The organism is Undibacterium sp. Tian12W, assembly GCF_049339405.1.
Taxonomy (GTDB): Bacteria; Pseudomonadota; Gammaproteobacteria; order Burkholderiales; family Burkholderiaceae_D; genus Undibacterium.
Genome location: NZ_JBMPPK010000001.1, coordinates 75794 through 95449 on the forward strand (window position 1 = coordinate 75794; position 19656 = coordinate 95449).

Below are 19656 nucleotides of genomic sequence, written 5' to 3' on the forward strand. Positions count from 1 at the left end.
CTAGCGCTCACTGCCAGACTGGTAGCCTGAAATATTCTTTTTCAAGGCATCAATCGGGTTGGCACCAAAACCCAGCCTGGCCAGGCCATTCAACTCCAGTTGTATGGAAAAGCCAGAGGTGTTGTTAACACTATTAGTGGCAAACCTTTGTGCCAGGAAGCGCAATGACCAGCAGTCAGCCTTGTATTCAAAGCCCAGCAAGCCATCCACCATCTTCTTGTCCATCATGGAGTAATTGCTCCTGCCTACCATGTACCAGCGGTCTGCCACTGGCCATTGGGCTGAGACATCAACCTGTTCCAGACTGTTACGCTGATAACGGTATTCGAGGTTCAGTACTTTTTTCGGTGAAGGCTGCCAGTGCACGCCGTAGTTGGCACGTACTGACTGCCTGTCGGTCTGGCTCAGTTGCAAGGCCATTTCACCGCTCAGCGTCGATGACAGTTTGCCAGTTGCCGCCAACAGCAAATCTGAACGACTGGGGCTGACAGTATTATCAAGCGTGACTTTTTGCGTATTGAAATAGAAACGCTGACCTATCGCCAGTTTCAGGCTTTCATCCCCATTACCTTCGATGAAACGTGAAATCAGGGCGGCAGTAATCTGGTTGGAGTCACCTATCCTGTCCTGGCCGGTAAAACGGTTTTCACTAAAAATCTGGGCGAAATTAAAGTCGGCAACCGCACTGTCAAAGTTAGGCATGCGCGACTGATCGCGGTAAGGCGTATTGACATAGAACAGGCGCGGTTCCAGCGTCTGTGTCAGTGCCTTGCCAAACATCTCAGTCTTGCGCTCAAACACCAGGCCACTATCTACCGAGAACGTTGGTACCACGCGATGGAAATCAGATTCCTTGCCTGGCTCAGGGTTCACCAGATGGTAGTTGGTCGCATGGAAAGAGATTTTCGGGATGACAAAACCACCAGCCTGCACCAGGGGCAGAGAAACTTGCGGATTGAACACCGCCCTGTCACCACGCACCATGGTTGGGTGCCAGAAGCGCGTCAATATGCTGTCCATGGACCAGTCCAGCCCTGCGACATCATGCTGCTCGGCATGCAATTGCAATTGCGGCAGCCTGTCATACGGGCGCGCTATCGGCGCTGCCAGATCTTGCAAAACCTGGTAATTCGAGGTCCTGAGTGACAGATTCCAGAAAGAACCGTAATACGTCAAATTGGCTTCGCGCAACAGCAGGCGTTGCGCTGTCTTGGTAATCGTACGAGAAAAGTCAGTAGGATAATCATCATCCGAGGCTGAATTGATATTCCAGGACAATTCCAGTTGCGGCAGTAATTTTTGCTGATGTATCGATGCCACCGCATAACGGTTAGTACCCGTTACGCGGTCATTGAGCAAACCTTCGACACTGGTTTCACCGGCATAAGTTTCACCCAGATAACGCCCCTCCACCCCGAGCTGCAGGCCGCGCCTGGCAATCATTTTGGGGTAGAGCGTCAAATCACGGTTAGGTGCAATATTAAAATAATAAGGCAACGTAACTTCAGGGCCACCCTTGGATGACGCCCCCAGTATCGGCGGCAGCAAACCAGAGTGACGTGCACCTGACAAAGGGAAGGTCAATGAGGGTGTTGCCAGGATGGGCACACCCTTGAAATACAACACCGACTTGCCAGCCACACCTTTGTCGAGGCCGGTATCAAGACTTAAGGTATCTGATTGCAGATACCAGTCAGGGTCCAGACCTTCGCAAGTACTGTAGGTGCCGCGCGTGATCAGGGAACGTTCTTCATCCTGAAAATCAATGCGCGCAGCATGCCCCTGGGCATTATTGCGCAAGAGTTTATAGATGGGATTGGCGACATAGCCGGAGCTGGCATCAAGTTGCATGCGCAAGGCGTCACCGGTATAGCAATCGCCGTAGCGCACCATGCGTATCTTGCCACTGGCTTCGACTTCGTCTTCCAGATTGCGGTACATCGCCTCATCTGCATTGATACGGGTGCCGCCTTTGACGACTTCGACATCATGTTCAAACTTGATATAGCGCTCTGGCATCCCGGAGAAATTACCGGCACGGACAGTCACGGGGGCGTTTTTGTCATCCTGCTTTTGCTTTTCGCTCAGCTTTTCCAATTGCTTCTGGCTGGGCAAAGACTCTTTGGACGACTTGTCGTCGGTCTGAGTTTGCAGTGGTGACTGTATAGGGGTTGCCAGCTGAGTTGGAGCCTGAACTTCATCCGGCTTGGATGTGATGACGTTCTGAGCCATCGCCTGAGAAAAGTAGGCGGGCACCAAAACCGACACCAGAATTGCCGGGATAGTAGGAAACAACAGCGGTGAGTGAGATAATACGGGTTTCCTGCGCATGAATTCAGTGGTCAATAAGCGTTTTGCCAACAATGCTGGACGATGTCATACAGACAATATGCCAGAAATCAGTCGCCTATTATAGGTTAAATGCTGGCAAAACCACTTGAAGTATGCAGACAAACTAACTTCCATTACTATTTATACATGTCTTCTACAGCAATCCCAGGGAATTCTGCAGCATCTGCAGCGATCTCCCCCGAAAAAGAACAACGCAAGCAAGCATTGCAAACCTGGCTTGCCAGCGTAAATGGACATGCGATGAAGCTGGCCAGCATGCGTGCAGCATCTGCCGATGCCAGCTTCCGTCAATATTACAGAATTGACACTGAAGATGGTAATAGCCTGATCGCTGTCGATGCACCGCCTGCAACCGAGAATACCGCAGCCTTTATCAAGATGGCGAATCTCTTGAAAAGTATCAACCTGACTGTGCCTGAAGTACTGGCACACGATCTGGAGCAGGGCTTCATGCTGGTGACCGATATGGGCATGCATACCTATGGCCAGATCTTGAACAGCGATAATGCCCACAAGCTGTATCTGGATGCAATAGACAGCCTGATCCTGTTTCAGGCGCAGAGCCAGGCCGATGTCTTGCCAGAATATGACCGCCCCTTCCTGCTGCGTGAATTAAATATTTTCAAGGAATGGTATGTAGGCAAGCATCTGGGTGTCACCCTGACTGATGCGCAAACTGCGACGCTGGACAAGGTATTTGATCATTTGCTGGCCAGTGCACTGGCGCAGCCACAAGTGTATGTGCACCGCGACTATCACTCCCGCAACCTGATGTGGATGGACAAGGGTAATCCCGGCATCATCGATTTCCAGGATGCCGTATATGGCCCCATCACTTACGATCTGGTGTCGCTGTTACGCGACGCCTATGTACAGTGGGATGAAGAAATCGTGCTCGACTGGGCCATACGTTACTGGGAAAAAGCCAGACGCGCTGGTTTGCCGGTAGCACCGGACATCGACAGCTTCTACCGCGATTTTGAATGGATGGGCTTGCAGCGTCATTTGAAAATCCTCGGCATCTTCGCCCGCCTGTCGCACCGTGATGGCAAGCACCATTACATCGCTGATATTCCAACTGTCATGGAATATGTGCGCAAGACTTCGCATCGCTACAAGGAACTGATCCCGCTGTTGCGCCTGCTGGATGAACTGGAAGACAATGCGCCGCAAGTTGGCTACACCTTCTAAGGCGGAGCAATAAAAATCATGAAAGCCATGTTACTTGCCGCCGGGCGCGGCGAACGTATGCGTCCATTAACCGATGCCTGCCCCAAGCCTTTGTTGAAGGTGCGCGGCAGGCCGCTGATAGTCTGGCATATCCTGAACCTGGTCAAAGCCGGCATCACCGAAATGGTCATCAATCATGCACACCTCGGCCATATGATAGAAGATGCCCTCGGTGACGGTTCGCGCTTTGGTGCAAAGATACAATACTCAGCCGAAGAACAGCCGCTGGAAACTGCAGGTGGCATTGCCAAGGCTTTGCACTTGCTGGGTGACGATCCCTTTATCGTGGTGTCTGGCGATATCTATATCCCCCACTTCAATTTTGCTGAATGCCTGAATACCCTGGAAGAAAATGACCCCTGGGGTAATCCACATCCGGCGGACAAACGCGATATCGCCTGGCTGTATATGGTGAAAAACCCCAGCTTCCATCCAACGGGTGATTTTGCCCTGACACTGATGGGCTTGTCGAATGAAGGTACGCCACGCCACACATTTGGCAATATCGGCGTGTATCGCCCAGAAATGTTTGCCTCGATATGTCCAGGTGACCACGCCAAGCTAGGCCCCCTGCTGCGTGAATACATAGATGCAGGCCGTATAGGCGGTGAACTGTACCGCGGTGAATGGCATAATCTGGGCACACCAGATCAACTGGAAGCGCTGAACGCGCCATTGAATTTCAAAGGATAAGCATGAGCATCAACACCACCAATTATTCTGCATATGCTGCACGTCGCCAACAACTGATGTCGCAAATGCAGGCACAAGGTGGTGGTGTGGCAGTGATACCAACTGCACGTGAATGGATACGCAATAGCGATAATCACTTCCCTTTCCGCCACGACAGTCATTTTTATTATTTGTCCGGTTTCACTGAACCGGAAGCGCTCGTCGTGCTGGTCGCTACTGCCGACAAACAGCAATCGATTTTGTTTTGCCGCGAAAAAAATCCAGAGCGTGAAATCTGGGATGGTTTTCGATTTGGGCCAGAGGCAGCGGCTAAGGAATTTGCTTTCGATGCAGCTTACCCCATCACTAGCCTGGCAAAAAAACTGCCAGAATTGCTCAGTGATGCTCGCGCTGTGTTTTACAGTGCAGCACAAGAACCGCATATTGACAGTCAGGTACAGCAAAGCCTGCAAGCCGTGCGCGACAAGGGCCGTAGCGGCATCAAGGCCCCGTCCATTACGGTGGATGTGCGCGAACTCGTCGATGAAATGCGCCTGTTCAAGGATGTATCAGAAATCGCCCTGATGCAGCGTGCTGCCAGCATTTCTGCCGCTGCCCATGCGCGTGCCATGCGCAGCACCAAACCCGGCAAATTTGAATATGAACTGGAAGCGGAGCTGCTATATGAATTCCGCCGCAATGGCGCGCAGGCACCGGCCTATGGTTCCATCGTCGCCACGGGCGCGAATGCCTGCATCCTGCATTACCAAAGCAATCAAGAACAAATCAAAGATGGTGATCTGGTATTGATCGATGCAGGTTGTGAATTCGATAGCTATGCATCCGACATCACCCGCACTTTTCCAGCGAACGGCAAGTTCAGTCCAGCACAAAAACGTCTGTATGAAATCGTGCTGGCGTCACAGCAGGCAGCGCTGGAATGTGCGCGCCCAGGTTCTGTATACATGGACGGCCACAACGCAGCAGTACGCGTACTGACCCAGGGCATGCTGGATACGGGCTTGCTGGATAAAAACAAGGTCGGCAGTCTTGATGATGCGATAGCCAGCGCCGCCTTCCGCCAGTTTTACATGCATGGCACAGGTCACTGGCTGGGCCTGGATGTACATGATGTTGGTGACTACAGAGCTGCCGGAAAAACCGGGGATACAAGGGCTTACCGCCAGTTACAACCCGGCATGGTCATCACCATAGAACCCGGTATTTATGTACGCCCTGCCGAAGGCGTGCCGCAGGAATACTGGAACATAGGCATACGCATAGAAGATGATGTCCTGATCACGCCAGGTGGTCATATCAACCTCAGCCGCGACACACCAAAAACCGTAGCAGAGATAGAAGCAGAAATGGCGAAAGCTTAAGGTTCACAAATGACTCATACCATCAATGATGTTGATATTGCGATTTGTGGCGCTGGCCCTGTCGGTCAGGCACTGGCTTTATTGCTGCAACAGCAGGGTTATGCGGCTGAGCGCATTGCGCTATACGACGCCAAAACCGCTGAGCAGGCAGAACAGGATGCGCGCTCTATCGCTATTTCGTATGGCAGCAGACAAATCCTGCAAGCCGCTGGTGCATGGCCGGTCAAAGCCACAGCGATACAGGAAATTCATGTTTCACGCCGCGGCCATTTTGGCCGCAGCCTCATGCGGGCGGCTGACTATGCAGTACCAGACCTGGGTTATGTAGCCCGCTATGGCGACATCATACGGCCACTGCAAGCAGCGATCAACAATAAGGGCATACGCATACAGCGGCCAGTAAGTGTCAGCAATATCGAAGAAGCTGCAGACCATGTGCGCCTGACACTAAGCCATGCAGACACTGGAGAAACCAGCCATGTCAGCGCCAGCATCGTCATACAGGCAGAAGGCGGCACTTTTGGTGATCAGGAGCAGCGCAGCCAGCGCCATGATTACCAGCAAACAGCCATCATCGCCCACGTGAATACAGATGCCCAGATAGCAGGGCGCGCCTTTGAACGCTTCACCGAGCAAGGCCCGCTGGCCTTGTTGCCGCAAGAAGATGGCTATGCCCTCGTCTGGTGTGTACGACCTGAGCAGGCTGAGCATTTGCTGTCACTGGATGAGCAGGGTTTCAAACAAGCCCTGCAAGCCGCTTTTGGCCATCGCCTTGGCAACTTCATCAAGACCTCAGCACGCTTGTCTTACCCGCTGGGCCTGAACGCCCAGGCGCATGCCACGGCCCGCACAGTTGCCATTGGAAATGCCGCACAAACTCTGCACCCGGTTGCCGGACAAGGCTTGAACCTGGGCTTGCGTGACAGCGTGGTATTGGCACGATCACTGACACGCCATTTGCATGACACGGCCAGCAGCGATCCCGCAGCGGCCTTGCAAGCCTATCTGGCAGAACGCCAGGCCGACAGGAAGCTGACCATACGCATCACCGACAGCATGGCCCGTGTATTTGCCAACAGCCCTGATGGTTCATTCAGCCAGACCTTGCTTGGCCTGGGCCTGGGTGCGCTGGATATGGTGAAGCCAGCAAAACGCATGCTGGCAGAACAGATGATGTTTGGCTGGCGCTGAATCCATACGACTAATCGTACAAGGTCCCTATGGCCAGCGGCTTGCTGGTCGCGATGATTTGCCCTGACGCTGGCCAATCAGAAAACTTGTAGAGCGCCACTCTATACTTGCCCATGGAGTCGTCTTCAAATGGTGTAGTCTCGCTCACAGGCAAATCACGCGGTAGCTGTACAGCATCCCTGAAGCTGATGACAATCTTGCTATCATTTTTGTTGTCATTGAGTGCATAGATGAACTTGATGCCAGTACACTTCTTGCCTATCAAGCGTATGCGATAACCCGATTCGCGCTGGGCACTAATCAACTGTTCGCAGGCACTGCGCAGTTCTGCAACATCGTAAATACCATCTTCACGCTCCTTGATGGAATAACGCCCGCTGAAATAAAACTGCCCTTGCGGACGATTCAGGCGCAAGACTGCATCTTCATCATAAGCCTGTTTCAACATGGGCAAGCTGACACGTCCCATGGTATCGACAGCGATATCTAGCCTGGTTTTTTCTCCACTCAGTTGCAGCCGTAAGCCAGCCAGCGATGCATCCCTGGCATTTGCCGAGGGACGCAATTGCATATGCGCCTGTATCAAGGGTCGGTCACGGATATAAGTCGCAAAGAAATTATAGGCTTTGTAGGCATGGCGATAACTGCCCCACTCTGCATTACTTATATTGCGTAGTGCGGCAATTTCCACTTGCTGAACTTCTTCAGCAATGATCTGACCGGGGATTGCGGCAAGGAGTAACAACAGGTAGTACTTCATCAAAGAGCAGGCAGAGCAGCACTGAGGCCAAAGCATGCATTCTAGTGCATCTCCATTCAATTAAGCCCGGCTAGCAAGGGAATTTTCAAACCATGACTTCTGGCACTCCCCATGAGATAACGCTTAGCGTAAAATTGCGCCGCTCACCAACATCCCCTGGCAAGCTAATTCAGTCGCTGTTGATCACAAGGCCCTCATTGAAGAAAGTCATACTCAGGTTTGCTCGCCATCACGCCGTCATTGCGGGGGTAGCGTTAAGCCTTTTCATTGCCGGTCTGGAAAGCCTGCTATTGTGGCTACGCGGTGCACAGGCTGACGACATGCACAGCCTGCTTGGGCAAGCCGTAATATGGATAGCCACGCAATTTAGCCCAGCCCCCAGTCTGACCAGGGCGGGATCAGACAGAAGTGAGCTGATTCATTCTTTATTTTTCTACAGCTATACGCTATTCAGCCTGGCATTCGCGGTATTGCTATGGCTGCGCACCCGCCATGTCCATCTCCTTGCAGCAGATAAGCCCGCCAGGGCCGCAGATACGATATTGCTGTCATTGCAGCTGGCTATAGGGCTGGGTGTCAATTCCGCTTTTTTATATATAGTCGCCGCTGAACTTGCTTTTCTCTATCCGCTCAGGAAAAGCTTGCCGTGGTTGCTGACACAAATTTTTCTGCATGCAGGCATTGACATTTGGTCTGCCGCTGCGGTCATAGGCACAGACTCAAACATGCGTATCTTCCTGCTATATCAGGGTGGTGAACTGGTCTTGCAAATCATGGTGTTTGCGGCATGCCATGTCAGCGTACTGGAGCGGCGCGGCCGTTTGCAACTGGCCAAAGCCAATGCAGAATTGCTGGCAACGCAATCCTTGCTGACGGAAACCGTGCGCGTCTCTGAACGTATGCGCATTGCGCGAGACTTGCACGACATCGTCGGCCATCACCTGACAGCCCTGAACCTGCATCTGAACCTGGCCTTGCGACAAACAGATGAAGCGAGGCTGGAGTCCCTGAACCTGTCTTCAGAACTGGCGGGGAGTTTACTGGCCGAGGTCAGGGATATCGTTAGCAAGGAAAGGCGCGAACAAGATATTGATTTGCGCAATGCACTGGAGAGCTTGTGCGCCGGTATTCCTCAACCAAAGATACAACTGAGTTTTACCGGAGCACTCAAGCTGCACACACCTGCCGGCGCCCATACCTTGTTTTGCTGCATACAAGAAGCCATCAGCAATACCATGCGTCATTCGGCGGCCACTGACATGCGCATAGACCTGACGTCGAATGAAAGTGGGAAAGCCATACAAGTCCTGGTACATGACAATGGCCAGGGCTGCCAGCAATTAAAAGAAGGCAATGGCTTGCAAGGCATGCGCGAAAGAATTGCAGAACTTGGCGGCAGTCTGCTCGCCACGAATCATCCCGAAGCTGGCTTCATGCTGAAGATCAATATACCCAATGAAAGGACGCTGGCATGATCAAAGTGATCCTGGTCGATGACCAGATGCTGGTGCGTAGTGGCATACGCGGCTTGCTGAATCTGACCGACGATATCCGTGTCGTTGCTGAAGCTGCCAATGGCGAGGAAGCGATTGCCGTCATCCGGCAAACCCAGGCTGATGTGCTCTTGCTCGATGTACGCATGCCTGTATGTACCGGCATAGAATTACTGCAAACCCATAGTAACTTGCCTCCGACCATACTGCTGACGACTTTCGATGACGATGATGTACTGTTTGCTGGCATGCGCGCAGGTGCCAGGGGATTTTTACTCAAGGATATTTCCCCGGAAAGACTGGCCGAAGGCATACGTCGTGTCGCGACGGGAGCCACCTTGTTTCGCCCTGCATTGACAGAGCGTAATCGCGCATCATACGAAACCCCAGGCACTACCAAAGCCAGTGAAGACAAACGCCTACGTGACAGCCTGACAGAACGTGAAATCGAAACCCTGGCTCTGATGGCGGCAGGATTGAATAATCATGAAATTGCAACGGCAATGGGTCTGGGAGAGGGAACCATCAAAAACCATGTGTCCAGTATCTTGTCCAAATTAGCTGTACGCGACCGTATGCGCGCCGCCTTGCGCGGTATAGAACTGGGCTGCATTTGATATGAGCAAGAAAAAAGCCTTGCTGCTATTTTGCTGCATTTCATGTCACATGGTGCAAGCGCAAACCCCTGACATGATGCCTGAAGGCTCTACCGACATAAACCTGGGCATGGCGGCACTCATCGCACCCAGCCATGAAGGAAGTGACAAGCAAAAATTTTATCTGCTGCCCTTTGCTTCGGTGGTGTGGAGTAATGGCGTTTTTCTCGCGCCTGGAGAAATTGGCCTGCGCCTGCCCTCACCACAACATCTGCAATACGGTCCCTTGCTGAGTTATGAATTGCAGACAAATCGCGCTGACCGAAATGCATCTTCATCACTGGTATTTACACCGGGTGCTTACTTTAATTATCGTCTCGACCATCGCTTAGGTTTTCGCTCACGCCTGGACTATGGCGCTGGTACACAACATCAGGGCATACGCCTGCATCTGGCAAACTGGTTCAGCATGCCTCTGGCACGGCATCAGAGCCTGTCAGCAGAAGTAGGCCTGACTCTGGCGAATAAGCACTATATGCAATCATATTTTGGCATCAATCCTGAACAAGCCCAGTACACTGGCTTGCCTGCATACAACGCCACAGCAGGCATCAAGAACACCTCTTTGCAAGTGGGCTGGAATGTGGAGTTGAGTCCGAAATATGATTTCTCCACACGTATCGGTATCAATCGATTATGGGGTAGTGCCGCCAGCAGCCCACTGACAACGAAGACGAATACTGTCAGCTTGTTGACCTCACTGACTTATCACTATTGAGCTGTGGATGCTTGTTTCTTCGTGCTTGTTTCTTTGTGCTTATTTCTTCGTGACTACTTCGTTGCAAGACCTGGTTGTGCTTGCAACGAAATTCTGGCGTAATTTTTAGCGATTAAAACCGGTATTGGATACCAGCCGACAATCCATTCATATTGAATTTCATGTTTTTTTCCTTCGCGATGCCAAAACTTTCCAGTTCCAGTGTCAGGGCAAGATTTTTGGTGAGCTGATAAGCAGTTCCTACCGCGGCATACAAACCCGCCTTGTCAGTGGATGCACTCAGTGCACGCAACTCGCCCGCACCAGTAAAGTGAGTATTCATGTGGGTAACACCCAGCTTGCCAAACAGGGACAAATCCTCGGCCAGGGACATGCTGCCCTTGGCTGCAACATACCAGGCATTGGCACGGGTGGTCACTGTAGAACCTGATCCAGGCACCGGATCTATCGTGGCGCTGCCAAAATTCTTATAACCCAGCTCGACTCCCAGATTCTGGTTAGCCTCATAGCCAACAAAAATCTTCAGGGGCATGGCCTTGTCTTTGCTGCTGAAATCATTTTGCGTGCCAGCGTCATTAAAATTAAGACTGCTGGAGTAGCTTCTGCCGACGGCGGCACCGACATAAACATCCTGAGCATGACTGGCATTGCTCAAGGTAGCTGCAAAAATCAGGGATAAGCAGAAAATGCGTTTCATTGTTGAATCCTCTAAGATAAAAGAAAGATTTTTGCCGCGCTGGCGAAAATCTTTCTCGCCAGATTGCAAAAACCAGGCTAGCTTAGGGGATGGGCTCTGTTATCAACAGTGCCAGAAGTCATGGTTGGACTGATTGCAGTGAAATTTGAAATATTGACTTACCGGGATTTTTTGTATGCGAAGAGATATGGGGGAAAAGACGTAAAACATGAAATACGTCATGTAGGAGCGGCTTCAGCCGCGAACGTCTTGCACGACCGAAAATAACCGATACGGCAAAACTATCGCGGCTGAAGCCGCTCTTACGAAAATGACTTTATTGACTTACAAAAATTAGCTGTCGATTAGTTTCTAATTTCCAGAGCGCGATTCAAGCTCAATGCGGCTACCGAACATGCCGCGCCTGACAACAGGTAGAGACTGACATATTCCAGCCCAAAATGGGATGACAGCCCCAGCGCCACCAGTGGAGCGAAACCTGCACCCACCAGCCATGCCAGGTCAGATGTCAGGGCTGCGCCGGTATAGCGGTATTTGGGAGAAAAATTAGAGGTCACAGCACCTGATGCCTGCCCATACGACAATCCCAGTACGCCAAAGCCCAGCAAAATAAAAATATCCTGGCCAAGCTCACCACCATCCATCAGGGCGGGGACGAAGCCACTCAGCACTGCTATCATCAATGCCAGCGCAAATAACATTTTGCGGCGGCCAATACGGTCGGCAATCAGGCCAGAAATAACGATACCCAGTATCATCAATACTGCACCTACCATCTGAATTTCCAAAAACTCGCTCAGCGACCGTTTGGAGTAAATCGTGATCCACGACAAGGGGAACACGGTAACAAGATGAAACAATGCGTAGCTGGCCAAAGCTGCCAGTGCCCCGATGAGCAGGTTACGGCCTTGTGAGCGGGTCATTTCGATGATATTGGTAGGCTCGAGTTCGCGCTCGTCCAGCAAATGCTTGTATTCATTGGTTGAGACCAGGCGCAAGCGGGCAAACAGGGCTACCACATTGATTGCGAATGCGACATAGAACGGATAACGCCAGCCCCATTCCAAAAAGTCTTCAGTCGATAAATTGGCAAGCATGTAGGCAAACAGGCCTGCTGCAATCATGAAGCCGACTGGCGCGCCCAGTTGCCCCAGCATGGCATACCAGCCGCGCTTGTTTTCAGGCGCGTTCAGGGCCAGCAAAGAAGGCAAACCATCCCATGAGCCGCCCAGTGCAAAGCCCTGGCCTATGCGTAACAAGGACAGCAAGACGATGGAAGTTGCCCCCAGATGCGAATAAGTTGGCAGAAATGCAATGCCGGCAGTAGATACGCCGAGCAGGAACAAGGCAATAGTGAGCTTGGCTTCACGTCCCAGCCTCTTCTGGATTTCCATAAAAGCTACGGTGCCAAATGGACGTGCCAAAAATGCAAATGCAAAGATCACGAAGGCATACAATGTACCTTCCAGTCTTTGTTCAAATGGAAAGAAAACCTGGGGGAAAACCAGCACTGAGGCCAGTGCATAGACAAAGAAATCAAAATACTCAGAGGCTCGCCCGATAACGACGCCTATGGCGATTTCGCCGGGCGCGATTGAGGAATGGTCAGATTTGGTGTTTCTGGTATTTCTGACATTCCCGCTTTCAGTAGCTGCCATAGCGCTGGAGGGCAGTTCATTTTCATTGGTGCTGATGCTTGCCATGATGGTCCCTCAAATTGTCTCAAAAATTATAGTCTGGCTCCTGTGCGATCTTCGTTTCTGATGCTTATTTGAAAACTAGGACAAAACGTCCAATCGCCAAGGCCTTTTTGTAGAGTTACATTAGCACAAATTTCTATAATCATTGACCTATCTCAATATGATTCCCTTATTTGCACGACGCGGATTTGCTGTTTTTTCTGCAATTTTGTTGGCGGGTTGCAACACGGTAGTAATGAATCCGTCAGGCGATATCGCCGCTCAACAAAGCCATTTGATATGGGTATCTACGCTGTTGATGCTGCTGATCATTGTACCAGTTATCTTTCTAACCATTTTATTTGCCTGGCGTTACAGAAAAAATAACACTTCAGCAAAGTATGAGCCAGACTGGGACCATTCCACCCAGCTTGAGCTCGTGATCTGGGGGGCACCGCTGCTGATCATCATCGCCCTGGGCCTGATCACCTGGATCAGCACGCATACGCTGGATCCTTATCGCAAGCTGTCACGCCTCGATGAAAACCGCCCTATTCCTGCTGACACAAAAGTCCTCAACGTTGAAGTTGTGGCGCTGGACTGGAAATGGCTGTTCATTTACCCGGACCTTGGCATTGCCACAGTCAATGAGCTGGCAGCGCCAGTAGATGTGCCAGTGCGCTTCAAGATTACCGCATCGAATGTCATGAATTCTTTCTTCATCCCTGCACTGGCTGGCCAGATCTATGCAATGCCGGGCATGCAGACGACGCTTAATGCAGTGATCAACAAGCCGGGTGAATTTGATGGCTTTTCCGCCAATTACAGTGGCGCAGGTTTCTCTGACATGCGCTTCAAATTCCACGGCATGAGCGCGCAGAATTTTGAACAATGGGTGCAAGCGACCAGAGCCAAAACGCAAACGCTGGACCGTGCGACTTATCTGAAACTGGAAAAACCGAGTGAGCGTGAGCCGGTGCGTCATTACGCGAGTGTCGATGCAAGTTTGTTTCACGCCATCCTGAACCGTTGCGTCAGTGCTGGAGAAGTGTGCATGGACAAAATGATGATGAGTGATGCAAAGGCAAATGCCAGAGCCTATGCTGCATCTGAAGCAAAAATGGAGTTCAGCAATTTGTTCACGCAAAGCCTGGAAAAAGATAACGCCGCACGCACAGCACGCTTGCTGGCTTATCTGGACGCTGACATTTGCAAAGCATCTCCCATAGCGTCCCCTGCAGTGTCCTCCATTATCACCGGAAATAAATGATGCAAGACCAACTCAATTTGACGAAGCTCATCTTCGGCCGTCTTTCATGGGACGTGATTCCCTTTCATGAACCCATCCTGCTGGCGACCTTTATCGCCGTCGGCCTTGGAGGCATAGGCCTTCTTGGCGCACTGACGTATTTCCGCGTATGGGGCACTTTGTGGCGCGACTGGTTTACCAGTATCGACCATAAAAAGATAGGCATCATGTATGTGATTTTTGCCATTGTCATGCTGCTGCGCGGCTTTGCTGACGCCCTCATGATGCGCTTGCAACAGGCAATCGCCTTTGGTGATACAGCAGGTTTCCTGCCACCGCATCACTACGACCAGATCTTTACCGCGCATGGCGTGATCATGATTTTCTTCGTGGCCATGCCTTTGGTCACCGGTTTGATGAACTATGTGGTACCACTGCAAATCGGTGCACGCGACGTTGCCTTCCCTTTCCTGAATAATTTCAGTTTCTGGATGACAGCATTCGGTGGTGGCCTGGTCATGGTATCGCTGTTTGTTGGTGAATTTGCCCGCACCGGCTGGCTCGCTTACCCGCCGCTGTCCGGCATCATGTCCAGCCCGGACGTGGGTGTTGATTACTATATCTGGTCACTGCAGATTGCCGGTGTCGGCACCCTGCTGTCGGGTATCAACCTGATCGCCACCATCATCAAGATGCGCGCGCCTGGCATGACGATGATGAAGATGCCGGTGTTTACCTGGACTGCACTGTGCACCAACATTTTGATCGTTGCTGCCTTCCCTGTACTGACTGCGGTATTGGGCATGTTGTCACTCGACCGCATGTTTGGCACCAATTTCTTCACCAATGATCTGGGTGGCAACTCCATGATGTATGTGAACCTGATCTGGATCTGGGGTCACCCTGAGGTTTATATCCTGGTCTTGCCTGCATTTGGTGTGTTCTCTGAAATCGTCTCTACCTTCTGTAGCAAGCGTTTGTTTGGTTATACCTCGATGGTGTATGCGACCGTGGTGATCACCATCCTGTCCTACCTGGTGTGGCTGCATCACTTCTTCACGATGGGGTCAGGCGCGAGTGTCAATTCCTTCTTCGGTATCACGACCATGATTATCTCTATCCCTACCGGGGCGAAGATATTCAACTGGTTGTTTACGATGTACCGTGGCCGTATCCGTTTTGAATTGCCTATGCTGTGGACCATGGGTTTCATGATCACTTTCGTTATTGGTGGCATGACCGGTGTCTTGCTGGCGGTACCGCCTGCTGACTTTGTCCTGCACAACAGTCTGTTCCTGATTGCCCACTTCCACAACGTGATTATCGGTGGTGTATTGTTTGGCATGTTTGCGGGTATCAACTACTGGTTCCCCAAGGCTTTTGGTTATAAGCTCGATGATTTCTGGGGCAAATGCTGCTTCTGGTTCTGGACTATCGGTTTCTATTTCGCTTTCATGCCTTTGTATGTACTGGGCCTGATGGGTGTAACCCGTCGCCTGAGCCATTTTGAAGATCCATCCCTGCAGATCTGGTTCCAGATCGCTGCTTTCGGTGCCGTCCTGATTGCTCTGGGTATTGCTTCCTTCATCATACAGTTATATGTCAGCTTCAAGAATCGTGCATCGCTGCGTGACTTCACTGGTGACCCATGGGGTGGCCGTACGCTGGAATGGTCTACCTCTTCTCCACCTGCAGACTACAACTTTGCGTTTACACCTAAAGTGTATGACAACGATGCCTGGGCTGATATGAAGAGCAAGCAATACCAAAGGCCTACAGATGGTTTCGTACCTATCCATATGCCTAAAAATACTGGGGCCGGCTTCATCATCGCCTTGCTGAGCGCAGCCTGTGGCTTCGCCCTGATCTGGCAGATGTGGTTGCCAGCGGTGCTGGGCTTTGTCGCCATGATGGCTGCCATCATCGTTCACACCTTTAATTACAAGCGTGATTACTACATCCCTGTTGCTGATGTTATCCGCACAGAAGAAGAACGCAGCCGTCTCGCAGGTGCCGCCCATGTCTAATACTGCAACTATCCCTAACGAGGGCACGAACTTGAATACCAGTGCAACTTCGCAGACTCGCACTTTTGCCAGCAGCGATTTCTATGTCAAGGAACACCACCCGGAAAACGGCACCCTGCTCGGCTTCTGGCTTTACCTGATGAGCGATTGCCTGATCTTCGCCTGTCTGTTTGCTACCTATGCGGTATTGGGCCGCAACTATGCAGGCGGTCCTACCGGTGCAGAATTGTTTGACTTGCCGCTGGTTGCCGTCAATACCTCACTGCTGCTGCTATCGTCGATCACGTATGGCTTTGCCATGCTGGAAATGCAGCGCAAGCGTGTGAAAGCCACCTTGATCTGGCTGGCTATTACCGGTTTGCTGGGTGCAGGTTTTATCAGTCTGGAACTGTATGAGTTTGCCCACCTGATACACGAAGGTGCGGGCCCACAACGCAGTGGCTTTCTGACCTCCTTCTTTGCACTGGTAGGCACGCACGGCCTGCACGTGACTTTTGGCATTATCTGGCTGATTACCCTGATGTTCCAGATAGGCCGCCATGGCCTGACGCCAGAAAATGGCAGGAGGCTGATGTGCCTGTCAATGTTCTGGCATTTCCTGGATGTTATCTGGATTGGTGTATTTACCTTTGTTTATTTGATGGGAGTCTTGCCATGAGCGCACACCAAGAACATACGGCGCATGATCATCATGATGATCACCATGGACATACCCACGCCAACCATGGCAGCCTGAAGGAATACGCCACCGGGTTTATCCTGGCGGTGATTTTGACTGCGATCCCCTTCTGGCTGGTCATGGGCAAAGTCATGAACAAGTCCAGCACCACAGGCATAGTCCTGCTGGTATTTGCGGCGATACAAATCGTCGTGCACATGGTGTATTTCCTGCACATGAATAGCAAATCAGAGGGTGGCTGGACCATGCTGGCCCTGCTGTTCACCGGCATGCTGGTATTTATCATGATGAGCGGATCGCTATGGGTCATGTATCACCTGAATCACAATATGATGCCCGGCATGATGCATGAAGCAGAAACAAAGCCGGAATCGATAAAAGGCGAGCTTATGCCCATGTCAAAACCAGAAGCACAATCAATACCTGCAGCGGCATCCAGTCCAGCAGCGGACAACGCGAAGCCTATGCCGTCCATGCAATGAATGAGCCTGAACCAGGAATGACAGGTAAAGGGGCTGATCTGGCATCCCAGTCAGATCAGCCCAGGCATCTTGCCCGGCACTCCAGTTTATTCAGAATAAGCTTCACGGCCTGCATGGCAGTTATTTTTGCAGGCTTCATTTCACTTGCTACATGGCAGGTACTACGCCTTCAATGGAAGCTTGATTTGATAGAGCGGGTTGAGCAGCGTGTACATGCAGAACCAGTCCCCATTCCCGGTTTTTCACTATGGCCACACATCAACGCCAGTGCGGATGAGTACCGCCATGTGCAAGTCAGTGGCGTTTTCCTGTATGAGAAAACCATACTGGCGCAAGCCACGACAGAATTGGGCGGCGGCTTTTGGGTCATGACGCCGCTGGCGACTGCAGATGGCGCTACGATACTGATCAACCGTGGTTTTATCCCGGAAAAAATGGCTGCGTCTTACCGGGCGTCGTCAGAAAAAGATCGCCCCTCCACATCTGACGCCAGCATCATGCAGGTCACCGGTCTGTTGCGCATGACAGAGCCGGCTGGAGGTTTTTTAAGGAAAAATGATCCCACTGGCAATCGCTGGTATTCACGCGATGTGAACGCCATTGCTGTTGCAACTGGCTTGACCAGGCCTGCCCCTTTCTTTATCGACGCCGATGCAAGCCCGGCCAGCAACAAGCCCGGCGCCCAGCAAAAGGAAGTGTCCGCCAACGCCCCTGTCGCCGGCTTGACCGTGATTCATTTTCACAACAACCATTTAATTTATGCCGTAGTCTGGTTCTCGCTGGCAGCCATGACGGCAGCAGCCTGGGCATATGTCATGCGGGTCATGCGGGATAAAAAAAATACCACCGCCGTCAAGGCAGGGAATACCGCATAAACCAGGCTGGAGTTGCAAATTTAATATAGAGCCCATGATCTGTTAGCATGCACTAAAAAGCACAATAACGGGACATGGCAAGCATGATAAGAAAAATACTTCCTCATAGCATCGGGCAAGGCATAGTGGCAAAAACCGCAACAAAAACCCCAGAAAACCAGTCTGCCATTGCGATAGAGTACGAAAACTCGGCAGGTCACAAGAACATGTTGCAGCTTATACAGCTGCGCTGGCTTGCCGTGTTCGGTCAGTTATCAACCATATTGATCGTCATGTTTGGCTTTGGCATACAGTTGCCTCTGGTCAAAATGCTGGCCGTGCTGATCTGTCTGATCAGTTTTAATATTGCCAGCCACTTGCGCTGGCATGAACGTGTGTATGTAACCAATGGCGAACTGGTTTTTGCCTTACTGATTGACGTATTCAGCCTGACGGCACAGCTATATTTTGGCGGGGGCACCTCAAACCCCTTTGCTTTTCTGTATCTGCTGCAAGTGATTTTAAGTGCGGTCTTGCTGGAAGCCTGGTCCACCTGGATCATCGTCGTCATCACCAGTGCCTGCCTGGCCGGACTATCGCTGTTTTCTGAGCCCTTGCCTTTGCCATCCAGTGAAACTGGCGGCTTATCGCGCTTGTACATCGCTGGCTTCATTATTTGCTTCATGCTCAATGCTGCCCTGCTGGTTTTCTTTATCACCCGCATAGGCCGCAACCTGCATGCGCGGGATGTTCAACTGGCCGACCTGCACCAGCGTGCTGTGGAAGAAGACCACATCGTGCGCATGGGCCTGCTGGCCTCTGGCGCAGCACATGAACTGGGGACACCGCTGGCAACGCTGTCTGTCATCCTCGGTGACTGGCGACGCATGCCAGAGTTCAAGAAAAACCCTGAGTTGCTCGAAGAAATCAGCGAAATGGAGACGCAGCTGCAGCGCTGTAAAAGCATCGTCAGCGGCATCCTGCTATCTGCCGGGGAAGCACGCGGTGAATCGGCCCTCAAAACCACGATCAATACTTTTTTGAATGATCTGACCAAGGAATTTATCTCGACCCGCCCTATCGTCTCATTTGGTTTTGACAATCAGATTCAGGAAGATATTCCCATCGTCTTTGATACTGCCTTGAAGCAGATGGTCTGTAATGTGCTCGATAATGCACTGGAAGCTTCGCCTGACTGGCTGAGCATGGAAGCCAGGCGTGAGGGTGATGCACTGATATTTACGGTTGTCGATCGAGGGCCTGGTTTCGACCCGGCCATCCTGTCACGCATAGGAGAGCCGTATCAATCGACCAAGGGCCGTCCAGGCAGCGGGCTGGGGTTATTTTTCGTCGTCAATGTGGCGCGCAAACTGGGTGGTCATTTCACCGCATCCAACCGCGAAGATGGCGGTGCCATCGTACAATTGAGTCTGCCGCTTTCGTCGATCATGCTTTAGGAACCTCAGATTAAGCAGATTTGTTCCGGTAAGAAAATCAATAAAAACTTTACAATGTCACAAGAGCTGGAATAGTTT

The 19656-nt window shown here is 51.5% G+C and carries 17 protein-coding genes; 13 read left to right on the forward strand and 4 right to left on the reverse strand.

The features are described 5' to 3' along the window. A complete protein-coding gene (locus tag ACO0LI_RS00270; RefSeq protein ID WP_423030039.1) occupies window positions 1-2331 on the reverse strand; it encodes an LPS-assembly protein LptD in 2331 nt (776 codons plus the stop codon). A 261-nt stretch (window positions 2332-2592) separates the two neighbouring features. Between ACO0LI_RS00270 and ACO0LI_RS00275 the strand changes: the two genes are divergently transcribed. The 4 genes from ACO0LI_RS00275 to ACO0LI_RS00290 are packed head-to-tail and all read left to right on the forward strand — an operon-like array spanning window position 2593 to window position 6827. Then, window positions 2593-3543 carry an aminoglycoside phosphotransferase family protein gene (locus tag ACO0LI_RS00275; RefSeq protein ID WP_423030486.1) on the forward strand — a complete coding sequence of 317 codons (951 nt, stop codon included), beginning with the start codon at window positions 2593-2595 and terminating at the stop codon, window positions 3541-3543. 18 nt (window positions 3544-3561) lie between these two features. Then, a complete protein-coding gene (gene murU / locus ACO0LI_RS00280; protein WP_423030041.1) occupies window positions 3562-4275 on the forward strand; it encodes an N-acetylmuramate alpha-1-phosphate uridylyltransferase MurU in 714 nt (237 codons plus the stop codon). Window positions 4276-4277: 2 nt separating this feature from the next. Beyond that, window positions 4278-5636 (forward strand): Xaa-Pro aminopeptidase, encoded by a 1359-nt coding sequence (pepP, locus tag ACO0LI_RS00285; protein ID WP_423030043.1) that lies wholly within the window; start codon window positions 4278-4280, stop codon window positions 5634-5636. 9 nt (window positions 5637-5645) lie between these two features. After that, window positions 5646-6827 carry an FAD-dependent monooxygenase gene (locus ACO0LI_RS00290; RefSeq protein WP_423030045.1) on the forward strand — a complete coding sequence of 394 codons (1182 nt, stop codon included), beginning with the start codon at window positions 5646-5648 and terminating at the stop codon, window positions 6825-6827. 10 nt (window positions 6828-6837) lie between these two features. Here the strand turns inward: ACO0LI_RS00290 and ACO0LI_RS00295 are convergent, their stop codons facing one another. After that, window positions 6838-7572, reverse strand: coding sequence for a hypothetical protein (locus ACO0LI_RS00295; protein ID WP_423030047.1), 735 nt, complete (start codon window positions 7570-7572; stop codon window positions 6838-6840). A 212-nt stretch (window positions 7573-7784) separates the two neighbouring features. Between ACO0LI_RS00295 and ACO0LI_RS00300 the strand changes: the two genes are divergently transcribed. Genes ACO0LI_RS00300 through ACO0LI_RS00310 form a run of 3 tightly spaced genes read left to right on the forward strand, consistent with a single transcriptional unit; the run spans window position 7785 to window position 10454 of the window. Beyond that, on the forward strand, window positions 7785-9062 hold the full coding sequence (locus ACO0LI_RS00300) for a sensor histidine kinase (RefSeq protein WP_423030049.1): 1278 nt from the start codon (window positions 7785-7787) through the stop codon (window positions 9060-9062). Continuing rightward, on the forward strand, window positions 9059-9697 hold the full coding sequence (locus tag ACO0LI_RS00305) for a response regulator (RefSeq protein ID WP_422949398.1): 639 nt from the start codon (window positions 9059-9061) through the stop codon (window positions 9695-9697). Before ACO0LI_RS00300 ends, ACO0LI_RS00305 begins: the two co-directional genes overlap by 4 nt. Before the next feature lies 1 nt (window position 9698). Beyond that, entirely contained in the window at window positions 9699-10454 is a 756-nt protein-coding gene (locus ACO0LI_RS00310) for a MipA/OmpV family protein (RefSeq protein WP_423030051.1), read from the forward strand. 112 nt (window positions 10455-10566) lie between these two features. Here ACO0LI_RS00310 and ACO0LI_RS00315 read toward each other — a convergent pair whose 3' ends face one another. After that, window positions 10567-11151, reverse strand: a complete 585-nt coding sequence (locus ACO0LI_RS00315; protein ID WP_423030053.1) for an outer membrane beta-barrel protein — start codon at window positions 11149-11151, stop codon at window positions 10567-10569. A gap of 344 nt (window positions 11152-11495) precedes the next feature. Next, entirely contained in the window at window positions 11496-12809 is a 1314-nt protein-coding gene (locus ACO0LI_RS00320) for an MFS transporter (protein ID WP_422949679.1), read from the reverse strand. Between the two features lie 202 nt (window positions 12810-13011). Between ACO0LI_RS00320 and cyoA the strand changes: the two genes are divergently transcribed. The 6 genes from cyoA (at window position 13012) to ACO0LI_RS00350 (ending at window position 19578) form a co-directional block, all read left to right on the forward strand. Then, complete coding sequence (gene cyoA / locus ACO0LI_RS00325; protein WP_423030055.1) at window positions 13012-14100, forward strand: ubiquinol oxidase subunit II; 1089 nt, start codon at window positions 13012-13014, stop codon at window positions 14098-14100. After that, window positions 14100-16106 carry a cytochrome o ubiquinol oxidase subunit I gene (cyoB, locus tag ACO0LI_RS00330; protein ID WP_423030057.1) on the forward strand — a complete coding sequence of 669 codons (2007 nt, stop codon included), beginning with the start codon at window positions 14100-14102 and terminating at the stop codon, window positions 16104-16106. Before cyoA ends, cyoB begins: the two co-directional genes overlap by 1 nt. After that, window positions 16099-16764: a cytochrome o ubiquinol oxidase subunit III gene (gene cyoC / locus ACO0LI_RS00335; protein ID WP_423030059.1), complete on the forward strand. Its 666-nt coding sequence runs from the start codon at window positions 16099-16101 to the stop codon at window positions 16762-16764. The genes cyoB and cyoC overlap by 8 nt, the downstream gene beginning before the upstream one ends. Beyond that, complete coding sequence (gene cyoD / locus ACO0LI_RS00340) at window positions 16761-17267, forward strand: cytochrome o ubiquinol oxidase subunit IV (protein WP_422949403.1); 507 nt, start codon at window positions 16761-16763, stop codon at window positions 17265-17267. The genes cyoC and cyoD overlap by 4 nt, the downstream gene beginning before the upstream one ends. Window positions 17268-17380: 113 nt before the next feature. Further along, window positions 17381-18142 carry an SURF1 family protein gene (locus tag ACO0LI_RS00345; RefSeq protein WP_423030061.1) on the forward strand — a complete coding sequence of 254 codons (762 nt, stop codon included), beginning with the start codon at window positions 17381-17383 and terminating at the stop codon, window positions 18140-18142. Between the two features lie 83 nt (window positions 18143-18225). After that, entirely contained in the window at window positions 18226-19578 is a 1353-nt protein-coding gene (locus tag ACO0LI_RS00350; protein WP_423030063.1) for an ATP-binding protein, read from the forward strand. The last annotated feature ends 78 nt before the right edge of the window (window positions 19579-19656 follow it).

Coding starts and splice junctions, on each gene's coding strand:
- cyoA (WP_423030055.1), top strand. CDS start 13,012: ATGATTCCCTTATTTGCACGACGCGGATTTGCTGTTTTTTCTGCAATT.
- ACO0LI_RS00290 (WP_423030045.1), top strand. CDS start 5,646: ATGACTCATACCATCAATGATGTTGATATTGCGATTTGTGGCGCTGGC.
- ACO0LI_RS00350 (WP_423030063.1), top strand. CDS start 18,226: ATGATAAGAAAAATACTTCCTCATAGCATCGGGCAAGGCATAGTGGCA.
- murU (WP_423030041.1), top strand. CDS start 3,562: ATGAAAGCCATGTTACTTGCCGCCGGGCGCGGCGAACGTATGCGTCCA.
- pepP (WP_423030043.1), top strand. CDS start 4,278: ATGAGCATCAACACCACCAATTATTCTGCATATGCTGCACGTCGCCAA.
- ACO0LI_RS00315 (WP_423030053.1), bottom strand. CDS start 11,151: ATGAAACGCATTTTCTGCTTATCCCTGATTTTTGCAGCTACCTTGAGC.
- cyoC (WP_423030059.1), top strand. CDS start 16,099: ATGTCTAATACTGCAACTATCCCTAACGAGGGCACGAACTTGAATACC.
- ACO0LI_RS00305 (WP_422949398.1), top strand. CDS start 9,059: ATGATCAAAGTGATCCTGGTCGATGACCAGATGCTGGTGCGTAGTGGC.
- ACO0LI_RS00270 (WP_423030039.1), bottom strand. CDS start 2,331: ATGCGCAGGAAACCCGTATTATCTCACTCACCGCTGTTGTTTCCTACT.
- ACO0LI_RS00320 (WP_422949679.1), bottom strand. CDS start 12,809: ATGGCAGCTACTGAAAGCGGGAATGTCAGAAATACCAGAAACACCAAA.
- ACO0LI_RS00310 (WP_423030051.1), top strand. CDS start 9,699: ATGAGCAAGAAAAAAGCCTTGCTGCTATTTTGCTGCATTTCATGTCAC.
- cyoB (WP_423030057.1), top strand. CDS start 14,100: ATGCAAGACCAACTCAATTTGACGAAGCTCATCTTCGGCCGTCTTTCA.
- cyoD (WP_422949403.1), top strand. CDS start 16,761: ATGAGCGCACACCAAGAACATACGGCGCATGATCATCATGATGATCAC.
- ACO0LI_RS00345 (WP_423030061.1), top strand. CDS start 17,381: ATGGCAGTTATTTTTGCAGGCTTCATTTCACTTGCTACATGGCAGGTA.
- ACO0LI_RS00275 (WP_423030486.1), top strand. CDS start 2,593: ATGAAGCTGGCCAGCATGCGTGCAGCATCTGCCGATGCCAGCTTCCGT.